This is a genomic window from Wolbachia pipientis, from assembly GCA_023052945.1.
GTDB lineage: Bacteria > Pseudomonadota > Alphaproteobacteria > Rickettsiales > Anaplasmataceae > Wolbachia.
Genome location: CP095495.1, coordinates 1,064,721 through 1,078,182, shown reverse-complemented (window position 1 = coordinate 1,078,182; position 13,462 = coordinate 1,064,721). Strand labels below are relative to the sequence as shown.

The following is a 13,462-nucleotide window of genomic DNA, read 5'->3' as shown; positions in this document are numbered from 1 at the left end:
CAATGTGCTCCTCCATATTATTTAAAGCAATGTTTGATAATAAAGAAAATCATGTGGCAAGTAAACTATAGCTAAAGTGACTTAGGTTTACCTACAATTTGAAAAACAACAAATTCGTTATTCCGCTACTTGTTAGCGCCGCGGCGGTATGACGTAGGGAAACCTTCTTGGGTTAGCTATACCTGTTTTGCCACTCTGCTGAACGGATACTTTGAAAGTAGATCTATTATAGAATTGATATGAGCCTTATTTCACCCTAATCGTTTATAACCTTTGGCACTACGAAATACCCATGCTCAGGTTTTGTATTGGACAATATCTCTTCTTTAATGTTTTGAGAATTTATAACATCATCACGTACATGAATATCCTTGTCTATACTGCCATAACGCATAGGAGAAACGCCTTTAGTATTAACTTGCAATAAAGTATCATGTATCCAATCGAGCATTGTCAGTTCTTTAGAGTAGTGCTTAACCTCGTCATCCGATAACTTGATCCTTACAAGCTGTGCAATTTTAAGCATTTCTTCTCTGGTAATTGTTATTTTTCTCTTATTTGCAAATTCTATTAGTGAAGTAATAACGTCTTCTGTTGACTTAGCTGGCATCTTTACCTCCTTGGATGAAGTGAGTTAAAATATCTACGACCGAAACAACTTTTATTTTACCAGTTTTTTCAAGTTTGTGAAGTATAGTATCCGTAATCACTAATTTATCTAAAGAAGAGGAAGAAATTTTTTCAACTGCACTTCCTGAAAGCACGCCATGTGTGATGCATGAAATTACGGACTTTGCTCCGCAATTTTTTAAAGCAAGAGCTGCATTACACAATGTTCCACCAGAATCGACTATATCATCAACAATGACACAATTTTTATTCGCAACTTCTCCTATTATGTTCATTACCTGAGATGTGCCTGCTTTCTCCCTATATTTATCTACTACAATAATCTTATCACTTAACCCTATCTTGTACTTTTCCTCTAAAGTCTTTGCAAAAGCACGTGCTCTGCCAATTGCTCCAACATCAGGTGCAACAATTGCCAAATTTTCCGTGTGTATACAGTCAACAAATGCTTCAAAGCAGTTCAAATTAGTTATCGGTACATCAAAGAATCCTTCAATTTGACTTGAGTGCAAATCAATCACTGCAACACTACTTGCACCTGCAGTTTGAATAAGATTTGCAACTAATTTGGCATTTAAAGCAGATTGCATATCATTGTTCTTGATAATTCTATCTTGCCTGCTATATCCATAATAAGGAATAATTACTACTATCCTTTTGGCTCCTAATCTATTTACTGCATCAATTATAAGCAGAAGCTCCATAAGGTTATCATTCACAGGGGGAGAAAGAGATTGTACTATGTATACTTCTTGATTATATAGATCATTTGCTACTTCTACATTTACCTCGCCATCGGTAAACTTTGATATCCAAGCAGAGGATGGTTGAACATCTAGCCGGTTAACTACTGATTCCCCTAATTCTTTACTAGCATTACCTATTATTATCTTCATAATGTACCAATTGAGCTTGTAAGATTATACAGAAATTATGAAATAATTGAAATGTAAGTTTCTTTATCTAGCATTCTTGTCGACAAATTAGGTACCTCTTGTACAATGACCTGTCATTTTCACGCATTGTTTCAATATACAGACCCAAATTGAAACAACTATACAAAATCCTGCTTATGTTTCAAGATAAATGACTTTAATGAAATATAAGCTATAGAAAACTTGTATAGATTTTTTCTACTTCTGTGATATCATAAGCCTGTAATAATAAAATAAGCAAATATGGATAAGTCAGCGTATGAGATCATAGAACATGAGTATGATGTGGTAGTAATAGGTGCAGGTGGAGCAGGGCTCAGAGCAACGCTTGGGATGGCTGCAACTAATTTTTCAGTTGCCTGCATTTCTAAAATTTTCCCTACACGAAGTCATACAGTTGCAGCACAAGGCGGAATTAGTGCAGCTTTAGGTAATATTGGTGAAGACGATTGGCGCTGGCATGCATATGACACAATAAAAGGTTCAGACTGGCTTGGTGATCAAGATGCAATAGAATATATGTGTAAAAACGCTGCTAAAGCTGTTATTGAACTTGAAAATTTTGGCGTACCTTTTTCTCGTACAGAAGATGGCAAAATATACCAGCGCTCTTTTGGTGGAATGACAACTCACTTTGGTAAAGGAAAATCAGCTCAACGCACTTGTGCAGCGGCAGATAAAACTGGGCACGCAATCCTTCACACTCTATATCAGCAGTGTCTTAAATTCAACGCTGAATTTTTTGTTGAATACTTTGTGATTGATTTAATTATGGATAGCGAAACCGGAGCATGCTGCGGAGTTCTTGCTTGGTCGCTATGCGACGGTACATTACATAAATTTCGCGCGCATAGGGTGGTGCTAGCAACAGGTGGATATGGACGTGTTTATTTCTCTGCAACAAGTGCGCATACCTGCACAGGTGATGGTAATGGCATGGTGGTGAGAGCTGGGTTACCACTTGAAGATATGGAATTTGTACAATTTCATCCAACAGGAATATATGGCTCAGGGTGCTTGATGACAGAAGGGTGCCGTGGAGAAGGGGGGTATCTCGTTAATTCTCAGGGCGAAAAGTTTATGGAACGTTACGCACCAAAAGCAAAAGATTTAGCTTCCCGTGATGTGGTAAGTCGTGCAATAACAATTGAAATTAGAGAGGGAAGGGGAGTTGGCCTGAAAAAAGATCACATGTATTTAACTATAGCACATCTTGATCCGGAAGTAATAAAACTCAGATTGCCGGGCATTAGCGAAACCGCAAGAACTTTTGCTGGAGTTGATGTCACTAAAGATCCAATACCGGTCATTCCGACTGTTCACTATAACATGGGTGGCATTCCAACCAATTATCATGGAGAAGTGATCACGCTGAAGCAAGGTAAGGAAGAAGTGGTAGATGGACTATTTGCAATTGGAGAAGCTGCGTGTGTCTCTGTGCACGGTGCAAATCGACTTGGTTCTAACTCGCTTCTTGATCTTGTGGTTTTTGGTAGAGCTGCAGCGCTCAGAGCAAAAGAGAAGCTAAAATCCGGTACACCACATAAAAAATTGAGCTCAGATTGTACAGATTGGATAATAGATAGGTTTAATAAAATGCGATTTGCTTCCGGTGGGCTAAAAGTAGCAAAAATACGCAGCGAAATGCAGAACACTATGCAAAAGTACGCATCAGTGTTCCGTGTTGCTGAAGTTTTAGAAGAAGGCAAAAAAGCTATAAAAAAGGTAGCAAAAATGATGCCTGATATTTCACTTGAGGATCGCAGTATGATGTGGAATAGTGATTTAGTTGAAGCACTGGAGCTTGCTAACATGATCCCACAAGCGGTTATTACCATGGAATGCGCAACCAATCGAGAGGAGAGTAGAGGTGCTCATGCTCGTGAAGATTTTCCTGAGCGTGATGACAAAAACTGGATGAAACACACCATAGCGTGGCTTGAAGAAAAGAAAGGGCAGATCAATGTAAAAATTGATTATAAAAAAGTGGCTGAAAAAACTCTGAGCGATGAAATTGACTTCATCGCTCCAGAGAAGAGGGTATACTAGCTTATAACTAGGAAACCTTCAACACATTTGTGTGTTGCTCTTTAATAGATGTATCTTTTACTTCACTTTTTGGTCTTCTTGCACGTTTTCTCTGTTGTTTATTGTCAGTAGAGTTCTTTGTTTTATTAGTTAGTTTTTCAAAACATTTCTTAACACCACTAAACCCTAAAGTAAGAGCAAGACATATAGCTATAGCAATAGCTGCGAGGAATAAAGTGGCAAGGGCCCCAATGTAACCCTGAGAGACACCATATGCTACAGCTGAAATGAAAATAACCGTTGTTATGGATACTAATAGACCTGCTGCGAATCAAGCGATAAAAAAAAGGAAAGGAGGGTGACTAAAATCAAGGTTAACTAAAAGGCGTACTTAAGATTTACAATACCAGCAATAATATTGAACCTCAGGTTATATTTTTTCTGAAAATTGCGATAAACATTCGACATAATCTTAAATATCTTTATCTCTCGGATCTTGTTTTCTACTCTCATTCTAAATGATGCTAATCTTCTATTATGCTCTGGAGTTAATGGCTTTTTACGATACTTTTTATATGGAATTATAACATTGCTTTGCAATTTTTGCCAACCTTGATATCCAGAATCGGCATGTTTTATGCTATCAAGTGGTAAATATTTTTCTTGTTTCCTTATGCGGAAATCACTAATTCTACCACGGTATGACTTTGACACTGATAAAATTCTTCCTCCTTCTTCGATAATAATCTCAGTTTTCATAGTGTTGGTTCTTTTTTTCCTGAATATGATTTCTTCCGTTTTTTACTATCTTCTGGTCTCTGTATTTGCTGTTCTGTAACATCAGCCAAAATCTTCAGTATTTTTTCTGGCGTCATACTTCTATCTTTTGTTATAGTCACTTTTTTGGCGAGTAATGGCTCTATTCTCTTAAGTAACCTACATACATTTGCGTTGTGTACATTGAATAGGCATCCTAAAAATCTATGTGTTATGTAAGTGCGATAGTACAAAATTACGCAAAACAACTTATCTTCCAGAGTTGGTAGTTTTGATCTTCTACCATGACACTTTTTCTGTTTTTCCCATCCAGACCTCACTTTTTCCACTACTTTTTCGAACTCCTCTATAGTTAAACCTGTTATATTACGAAAGTTTCTTGGGTATTTTTTCATATTATAGTAACTAAAGCTCATTTTTTTTCCTTACTTGATCTGCTTATTCTTCTTCTACCTCTCTCACATCATTTTTTCAATCACCTTTTTCAGCAGGTCTAATGTTTGACGGGTTCTCTTTGCTGGATCTATGTACTTTCCAGCAGCAGATACTGCTTTTCCTGTGGGAATGTTCAAAAAAGTGTGTCAAACCGAAAAGTAAAAATATAATAGAAACAAAAAATGGAGGTTTGATATATGAATCAAAGAATAGCAAAAAGAACTACCGGATTGGTGGATTATGAGGAACTAGAAACAAATGTACTGTCAGCGGTAAGAGAAGGCAGGCCGTTGACTGGGAGAGATGGAGCATTAACGCCATTGATAAAAAAGCTGCTGGAGGTGAGTCTAGAGGGTGAAATAGAAAATCACTTATCTGCTGAAGGCGAAGAAAATAATCGAAGAAATGGGAGAAATGGAAAGACTTTGCGTACAAGTGCAGGTTCATTTGAACTGTTAACACCAAGAGATAGAGAAGGAAGTTTTGAACCCCAAATAGTCAAAAAAGGCAAACAAACTTACGTTAAACCTCACTTCAACGATTATGTAAAAGATAAGACTTAATCTGATAGACAAGAATTAACTGACAGAAGAATTGAGGTAGTTAAAACTAATATCAGTCTCTTGTTTAATGCTACTAATATTTTTCTGAAAAGCAATATGTTTGCTATCAAGAAAAGTCTGCATAGGTGTTTTTCCATAGCAGTACTTACCAGAGTGAGGTCTTGTATCATTATAAGAACGCAACCAACAATCAACATCAATCTGTAGATCTTCCAAAGAATTGTAGATTTTCTTTCTAAAGATAATATTGTAACACTCATCTTGCATAGTTCTATGAAATCTTTCACATATGCCATTAGTTTGTGGAGAGTTGGCTTTGGTTCTAGAATGGTCGATATTTTCGATTCCCAAATATAGCTGATAAGCGTGATTTTCTGGCTTGCCACAATATTCCGTACCCCTATCAGTTAGAATGCGTAATAATGGAATTTTCTGCCCATCAAAAAATGGAATAACCCTATCATTGAGAAGATCTGCAGCTGTAATAGCTGTTCTGTCCGTGTAAAGTTTAACCATTGCAACCCTGGAATAAGTGTCAACAAAAGTCTGCTGATAAATTCGCCCTATACCTTTGATATTGCCCACATAATAGGTATCTTGAGAACCCAAATAACCTGGATGTTGCGTCTCAATTTCACCATGAGCTTCCTTTTGTTCTTTCATTTTTTCTAAAGCTGCAAGTTGTTCTTCAGTTAAAATGATTCCGTCTTGAGCTACTTTTGTCTCTAGTGCTTTAAGTCTCTTTTTGAGAGTTTCAAGGTCATTTCTTAGCCATACAGACCTTACTCCTCCCTGAGAAATTATTATACCTCTTTTTCTCAGTTCATTTGCAGCTCTTTCTTGCCCATATGCTGGAAATTCTGTTGCTATACCAATCACTGTTCTTTCTATATTATCGGAAACTCTGTTCGCTAATAGCGGTTTTTTCTTACTTATTTCATGTAATGCTCCCTCTCCTCCATTTTCATATAACTCCTTAAATCGATAAAATGTATCTCTTGAGTATCCCATCACTTTACATGCTTGAGATACATTTCCTAGTTGTTTTGCTAGTTCTAATAACCCTAGCTTTGGTTTTAGTATTTTTGTTTGTATTGTACTCATTTCTAACACTCCTTTCTTTTATTATTTTATAACTTGCTTTTTTAAAGTGTCAGATCAAGTCTTATTTAATACACTATAGAACATTCCCTACTAGCTTATTCATGAATTGACGTAATATTGATACATCGCTCATTTTAGTAGCTGGGTTTTCTGTATATTCTGATTGACTTGATGACTCTTGTGTTTTCGAGTTCTTGGCATTTTCAGAACTAGGAGAGCTTTCAGTATTTTCTGGTTGATCTGATGACTTTTGCGTTTTCGAGTTCCTGGCATTAAGAGCATTCTCCAATTTTAAGTAAACAGGGTAACACATTGCACAAACCGCTATGGTAACCGATAAAGCAGCTGCAGCTATCATGTTTCCTGCTAAAGCACAAAATACTGTTGCAAAAATTAAACCTCCAAGTATCCACCCTACTGGGAGGTTTATATTCTTATGAGCATTTTTCTTAGAAAAACGCTCTTCAAGCTCTTCTTGTGTTTCCTGGTCAGGGCTAACACCTGTTATATCTTTGATTCTTTTTATAGTCTGATAATATTTTTGCTTACGATGCTCTTTAGGTATTGTTATATGGTCACTTTTATTTTCAGCACAATTTTGTAACAGTTCTGCACAAAATTTAGCAGTGTAATAATGTTTTGTAGGCCTTGATCTAACTCGCCTAGAAAAGTCTTTTAACTTACTAGGTATCTTCTCTGTTTGTCTGATTAAAGCAATTTGCGCTGGATATTTATCATCTTCATTTTTGGCGTTTATAGCCTTATGCAATTTTTCTGAAGATATTATTCCTTTTTTTTCGAAATCTAATATTAACTTCAAATATTTGATTTTATATTCTCCTTTAAGTAAAGCAATGTGATGTAAGGCATTATTTTCCTTTGTACCTTCAAGGCTAATATCTGCCCCTTTTTGCAATAACTCTCCAAAAAGTTCTTTATCATTATCTTTAATTGCTGAATGTAATAAATTACTATCTGGAGTATTTATGGTACGTGGTATAATTTCTTTAATTTTTATTTCTATATTGGTTTTTATTTCTGGTTCTAATTTAGACTTCTTTACTAACTTTACCAATTTTTCTAAGAAGTTAAGATAATATATTTTTTGTTTTTCGCTTAACTCCTGTAATTCTTCTGTAGATAATCCTAAATTATCAGAGCTGGCTCCATGCTCTAACAATTTTGTAAGAAACTTAAGTGTGTTATCATTATTTTGGATCGTATGAGACTCATGTTTTTCTTTTGTTATCTTGTTAATTAGTGCTACCTGAAAAGCGTCCTGATTTTCACTATTAATGAGTTGTGCTAGATCCTCCTTGGTGACCGTTTTTATTAGGGTACCCAGAAACTTGCATTTCTGTTTCTTTTTGAGCGACGCAATGAGGTGTAAAATATTATTTCCTTTTTCATCTTTTATGCTGCTAATATCCGTACAATCTTTTAGATATTTTTTAAATTTCCTGTTATTTCCATTTTTGATCGCTTTTAGTAATAGAGCATTGCTATTTGTTATTTCGTTGCTTATTTCTACTTTATGATCATCTTCAATATCGCTACCGTAGCCACTTTCTGCTTCACTATCTTCACTATTCCTACGATCATTTTGGTTGTGGGTAAAACAATATTTGCTATTATAAGTAATTTCTGAAATTGCTTGCTTTACTTGCTCCTTTGTTTCATTTGGTGTTTTTTTCGATCGTTCTATTACTTCATCTAGCACTGGAAGGAAGCATTGGACATAGTACCTATAATATTTTTCTTGTCCTCTAAGTGATTCTTCTAATTTAGTTAATACTTCAGGACTAGCACCTTCCTTGAATAACCTTTTACACTTCTTGAGGGTTCCATCTTGACCTCTTGGTTTTTCACGCTTGTGTTCTTCTTTTTTTACCTTTCTCTCTATAATGCCATACAATTGTTCGTCTTTTCTACCCCGCTCTTGCTTTTCATTTTTATCTATGTATTCATCTAATTTTTTTGCATTAGTAGCTAGTGCACTTAGATCTATACTCATACTAAAACCTCAATATTAAAAGCTATTTAAGTTGTCAGCACTAAACTAACAACCAAGAAGTTTGACTTTTAATTTGAGCTAAACGTTGTATATGTGATCGAAATATAGGTGGAAAGGCAGAAAATTAATTTCTGTAAGAAAGTTTGCCGTCATAGTTAAACCTCACTTGAACAGTTGTCTACTATTTTAACCATTTAATCTTAAAAAATAATAAATATAGCTAAACTGCGAAACGTGCTATTGGCTAAAATATAGCTAAACTGACTTACGACAATTTGAAAAACCGTCATTCCGCTACTCGTTAGCGGAATCTATAGACCTGCTGCGAATCAAGCGATAAAAAAAAGGAAAGGAGGGTGACTAAAATCAAGGTTAACTAAAAGGCGTGCTTAAGATTTACAATACCAGCAATAATATTGAACCTCAGGTTATATTTTTTCTGAAAATTGCGATAAACATTCGACATAATCTTAAATATCTTTATCTCTCGGATCTTGTTTTCTACTCTCATTCTAAATGATGCTAATCTTCTATTATGCTCTGGAGTTAATGGCTTTTTACGATACTTTTTATATGGAATTATAACATTGCTTTGCAATTTTTGCTAACCTTGATATCCAGAATCGGCATGTTTTATGCTATCAAGTGGTAAATATTTTTCTTGTTTCCTTATGCGGAAATCACTAATTCTACCACGGTATGACTTTGACACTGATAAAATTCTTCCTCCTTCTTCGATAATAATCTCAGTTTTCATAGTGTTGGTTCTTTTTTTCCTGAATATGATTTCTTCCGTTTTTTACTATCTTCTGGTCTCTGTATTTGCTGTTCTGTAACATCAGCCAAAATCTTCAGTATTTTTTCTGGCGTCATACTTCTATCTTTTGTTATAGTCACTTTTTTGGCGAGTAATGGCTCTATTCTCTTAAGTAACCTACATACATTTGCGTTGTGTACATTGAATAGGCATCCTAAAAATCTATGTGTTATGTAAGTGCGATAGTACAAAATTACGCAAAACAACTTATCTTCCAGAGTTGGTAGTTTTGATCTTCTACCATGACACTTTTTCTGTTTTTCCCATCCAGACCTCACTTTTTCCACTACTTTTTCGAACTCCTCTATAGTTAAACCTGTTATATTACGAAAGTTTCTTGGGTGTTTTTTTATATTATAGTAACTAAAGCTCATTTTTTTCCCTTACTTGATCTGCTTATTCTTCTTCTACCTCTCTCACATCATTTTTTCAATCACCTTTTTCAGCAGGTCTTATGCTGAGATACCGCGGCGGTATGACGGTTTGCGGCGGTATAGCTATAGGATAAGAAACTATAGCTGCAGATCGATGCTTTTATAAATCTTCCAGACTTGGTTTTTCTTTTAGTTTTTTAAGTCTTTCTTTATTTAGTATGGAGCTTATCTCTTCTACACTTTTATCAATATCATCATTGATTATTACATAATCATATTTATCACGTTTGCTTATCTCTTTTTGAGCTTCGGCTAATCTGTGCTCTATTTCGCTTGCATCATCACTATTACGCTTTTGCAAACGCAACCTAAGCTCTTCCATTGAAGGGGGAAGTATAAAAACACTCACAACTTTTTTTCTCATGAGCTTGAATAAGTGAAATGCTCCTTGCCAGTCTATGCTTAGTAAAACGCTTATTCCACTGCTTAAGTTTTGCTCTATAAAATCTTTTGGTATACCATAAAAATTCTCAAAAACTTTGGCGTATTCAAGCATCTGACCAGCTTCGCATAACTCGTGAAATTTTTCTTCGGTAACGAAAAAATAGTCTTTTCCATTTATTTCGCCGGAGCGAGGCCTGCGCGTAGTCATAGAAACAGACCTAACTAAATTAGTTGATCGCTCAAGTAATTTTGCTGATATAGTAGTTTTTCCAGCTCCAGAAGGGGAGGATAGAACCAATAATACGCCCTCACTTTTTACGGTCATTTTTCTTTGCATTTTTTAACATGGCGCTTTTTTGATCAGAGTTTAAAAAGCTAGAACCTTCTAAATTAGAATTTGATAAGTTGGTGCCAATGAGAGAAGAGTTATCAAAGACAGTATAGCGCAAATCGGTCTTTTCAAAATTTGCCTTATTCAAATTAACGTTTACAAACTTTGCCCTACTCAACGTTGAATTAGAAAAATCAGCATTTTCTAAATCCATACTCTTAAATTCAAAGTAAGAATAATTTACATCAAATTTTTCACCCTGTGATATTTTCTCTTGCAAATCTCCAATTGAAGTTATAGCATCTTCTAACCCTGCAAGTTTTTTCTGCCCTTGATTGTCAATCAAAATTGAATTATCAAACTTGCAATCTGTTAAATGAGCATCAGCAACTGAACTTTTATATATGCTTGAAGAGTGAAAAGACACATCACTAATTGTTGAATTGCTCAAATTGCTAAGAAAAAAGCTAGTTTTCCTAAAAGCATTAGCGTGAAGCAAAGAAGATCTGAAATCGCTTTCAATAAAATTTGAATTAGTTACTTTTAAATTGGACCAGCTCGAATTATCAGCTAATAAATTAAAGAATGTTGAATTTTCTATTTCACTGGAATCAATATTATGGTGAGAAAGTGTACTGTTATAAACTTGAGAGTCTTGGATTTTTATCTTATACATTGAAGTTGTAGAAAGGTCTGAATCTTCTATCTTTGCAGAGGTAAATAGTGAATGGTCAAAAAATGAGCCATTCATGTTAGAATTCGCAACTTTAGTATTATGAAACTTTCCGTGACAAATATCAGCATTAGAGACATTAACTTGATGCAGTTCACTAAAACTAAAATCAATATTGGATAAATCAGCATCCTGAAGACTTGCTTCAGAAACATATACATGTCTTATCTTGGAACCATTTAGTATAGATTGAACAAAACTTGAATTATCGTCACTCACATAGGAAATTTGTGTGTTGCTTAAATTAGCTTCGTCGAAGTTACTGTTAATTATGATAGAAGAATTAAGGCAGGCATCGGAAAGATTGCTACCTGTAAAGTCTGATTCTTTTAACTCTGCACCATATATGTTAGCATTTTTTAATGAAGAAAATTGTATCTTTAATTTATATGCATCCACTCCAAAGAAACTTGCATTATCAAGGTTATTTTTCTGCATAACAGTATCGTTTATTTCACTATCATTAAAATTTACGTAGCTAACATTCGAGTTTGATAAGTTGGAGAGACTCATTTTCACATTCGAGAAATTAGTATGCAAACCAATTACGTTGTGCATACTCACTTTTTTAAGATCGGAATTGATAAAATCAGCATAACTAACATTAGACTGATCAAATACGATATCTGTTAAGTTTGCAGAAACAAATTTTGTAAAACTCAAATTTGTACCTTTTATTTTAATGCCATGTAAATTAGCATTGGAGAAATTAGCACCACGTAAATCAACATCAATGAAAGACACGTCGGATAAATCAGTATTAGAAAAATCAGCACCAATCAGACTTACTCCATCAAAAACAGATCCACTTAGGTACAATTGGCTAAAATTAGCTCCATTTAAGTTAGAACCAAAACCTTTCTTAAAATCTTCTGGCACGCCATCTTTGTGGCACTGCACCAAAAATTCAGTAAAGTCTTTTTTACTGTAAGATACGTATTTTACATCATGCAGAGCGTTTAAAAAATCACTAATCTGATTTTTTTCATCATTTGTTTCGTTTCCATAACATAAATGACCAACTAAAATTAATATCAAAAATCTAATCATCTTGCTTATCGCACTGCAACTCATTGTTTTCTTTCGTTTTCACAGCCCAATCGTACATTGCTGAGCTTTCTTTATTGTCTATTTTTCTATCCTCCAAAAGGTGTGGCATCATTTCGGCAATCGCATTTATTATATTGATCTGCTTTTTTTCGATTGCTATATCAATTGGGGATTGAAAATTATTATTAACTACTCTAAGATCAGCGCCTTGTAATAAGAGAAAGCGCACTATGTCTACCTCACCTTGTTTAACTGAATAAATGAGAGGAGTATCACCCAATTTATTTCTAAACCTTAGTATCTCTTGAGTTGTTAATCCAATTTTTTCTAGCTTACTCATTATTCCTCTTAAGCAAGGTAAGTTATTTTTCTTAATACAGTAAAAAAATTGCTTACTGTAATCATCAATAAATACAGTTGTAGGAAGATGCTCATTAAGGCTATCATATTGTCGTTTATATATTGACTTGCTTTGTATATCTTTATGACCCCATTCTTTTATTGGTTCTCTGTTTAGCTTTGTCCATTTTTGTAAATTTTTCTTTCCACTTTGCTCTTCTTCATCTTTTTTAGTTATAGGTTTTACTCTATTGCGGTCCTTAGAATTATTGTTTGTTTCTTTCACTTTTTTTTCTTCAAACTGATTCTCTACTTTTTCTTTTTTTCCCTCTAATAATTGACTCGCATCACTTTTTGAAAGTTCATTATCTTTTATATCAATCTTCTGATCAGCTTGTAGATTTTTTTGCGGGTCAGTTGTATTCTCATTTAAATCAGCACTTAAAGGCAAAGGCTCTGGTTTCAAATCTTTATTCACTTCTTTATTGGCCACATTTGGTAAATTTCGAGCAAATTCGCCTGTACTTTCTTCTAGCTGGTCATTTGGCAAATCTTTATCAATCCTTTCACCTTCACTTATAGTTTTTCCAACCACAGAAGCTTTATTCTCGTTGTGTCGCAGCTTCTCTTTATCGGCTACTCTTTTGCTCTCAGCCTCTTGTGTTTGTTTAGCATCGACGTTGCTTTTCAACTCATCTTTTTGATTTGTGCTATCTTGCTTCCTTACACCTACATTTTCGTTTTTTTGAACTGATTCAATTTTCTTTTCTTCAAATTGCTCTACAGCAAATAGGCTCAGTGATCCAAATACAACAACTAATAATACAAAGTATAAAATACTCTTCATAAATATTCCAAGCATAAGCTTAATTAAAATGATACTATAAT

8 protein-coding genes and 3 pseudogenes are annotated in these 13,462 nt (G+C 34.6%); 2 read left to right on the top strand and 9 right to left on the bottom strand.

The window, feature by feature from the left end; all coding sequences use genetic code 11:
- Positions 1-256: 256 nt before the first annotated feature.
- Positions 257-610 (bottom strand): Asp-tRNA(Asn)/Glu-tRNA(Gln) amidotransferase subunit GatC, encoded by a 354-nt coding sequence (gene gatC / locus MWH06_05170; GenBank protein ID UPA54684.1) that lies wholly within the window; start codon positions 608-610, stop codon positions 257-259.
- A complete protein-coding gene (locus tag MWH06_05165) occupies positions 600-1,526 on the bottom strand; it encodes a ribose-phosphate diphosphokinase (protein UPA54683.1) in 927 nt (308 codons plus the stop codon). Before MWH06_05165 ends, gatC begins: the two co-directional genes overlap by 11 nt.
- Before the next feature lie 282 nt (positions 1,527-1,808).
- Between MWH06_05165 and sdhA the strand changes: the two genes are divergently transcribed.
- Positions 1,809-3,614, top strand: a complete 1,806-nt coding sequence (gene sdhA, locus MWH06_05160; GenBank protein UPA54682.1) for a succinate dehydrogenase flavoprotein subunit — start codon at positions 1,809-1,811, stop codon at positions 3,612-3,614.
- A gap of 357 nt (positions 3,615-3,971) precedes the next feature.
- On the opposite strand, the pseudogene MWH06_05155 reads toward sdhA, so the two are convergent.
- Positions 3,972-4,786, bottom strand: a pseudogene (locus MWH06_05155) (transposase).
- 216 nt (positions 4,787-5,002) lie between these two features.
- Here MWH06_05155 and MWH06_05150 point away from each other — a divergent pair.
- Positions 5,003-5,323 (top strand): annotated as a pseudogene (locus MWH06_05150) (transposase).
- 60 nt (positions 5,324-5,383) lie between these two features.
- Here MWH06_05150 and MWH06_05145 read toward each other — a convergent pair.
- The 6 genes and pseudogenes from MWH06_05145 to MWH06_05120 form a co-directional block, all read right to left on the bottom strand.
- The gene (locus MWH06_05145; GenBank protein ID UPA54681.1) at positions 5,384-6,472 is read right to left on the bottom strand and encodes an IS481 family transposase; all 1,089 of its coding nucleotides are present in this window, start codon (positions 6,470-6,472) and stop codon (positions 5,384-5,386) included.
- Between the two features lie 73 nt (positions 6,473-6,545).
- Positions 6,546-8,486, bottom strand: a complete 1,941-nt coding sequence (locus MWH06_05140) for an ankyrin repeat domain-containing protein (GenBank protein ID UPA54680.1) — start codon at positions 8,484-8,486, stop codon at positions 6,546-6,548.
- Between the two features lie 376 nt (positions 8,487-8,862).
- Positions 8,863-9,677, bottom strand: a pseudogene (locus MWH06_05135) (transposase).
- A 160-nt stretch (positions 9,678-9,837) separates the two neighbouring features.
- Positions 9,838-10,446 carry a guanylate kinase gene (gene gmk, locus MWH06_05130; GenBank protein ID UPA54679.1) on the bottom strand — a complete coding sequence of 203 codons (609 nt, stop codon included), beginning with the start codon at positions 10,444-10,446 and terminating at the stop codon, positions 9,838-9,840.
- Complete coding sequence (locus MWH06_05125) at positions 10,430-12,235, bottom strand: pentapeptide repeat-containing protein (GenBank protein UPA55759.1); 1,806 nt, start codon at positions 12,233-12,235, stop codon at positions 10,430-10,432. Before MWH06_05125 ends, gmk begins: the two co-directional genes overlap by 17 nt.
- Positions 12,228-13,436: a hypothetical protein gene (locus tag MWH06_05120; GenBank protein ID UPA54678.1), complete on the bottom strand. Its 1,209-nt coding sequence runs from the start codon at positions 13,434-13,436 to the stop codon at positions 12,228-12,230. Before MWH06_05120 ends, MWH06_05125 begins: the two co-directional genes overlap by 8 nt.
- Between the last annotated feature and the right edge of the window lie 26 nt (positions 13,437-13,462).

Coding starts and splice junctions, on each gene's coding strand:
- gatC (UPA54684.1), bottom strand. CDS start 610: ATGCCAGCTAAGTCAACAGAAGACGTTATTACTTCACTAATAGAATTT.
- MWH06_05165 (UPA54683.1), bottom strand. CDS start 1,526: ATGAAGATAATAATAGGTAATGCTAGTAAAGAATTAGGGGAATCAGTA.
- sdhA (UPA54682.1), top strand. CDS start 1,809: ATGGATAAGTCAGCGTATGAGATCATAGAACATGAGTATGATGTGGTA.
- MWH06_05145 (UPA54681.1), bottom strand. CDS start 6,472: ATGAGTACAATACAAACAAAAATACTAAAACCAAAGCTAGGGTTATTA.
- MWH06_05140 (UPA54680.1), bottom strand. CDS start 8,486: ATGAGTATAGATCTAAGTGCACTAGCTACTAATGCAAAAAAATTAGAT.
- gmk (UPA54679.1), bottom strand. CDS start 10,446: ATGACCGTAAAAAGTGAGGGCGTATTATTGGTTCTATCCTCCCCTTCT.
- MWH06_05125 (UPA55759.1), bottom strand. CDS start 12,235: ATGATTAGATTTTTGATATTAATTTTAGTTGGTCATTTATGTTATGGA.
- MWH06_05120 (UPA54678.1), bottom strand. CDS start 13,436: ATGCTTGGAATATTTATGAAGAGTATTTTATACTTTGTATTATTAGTT.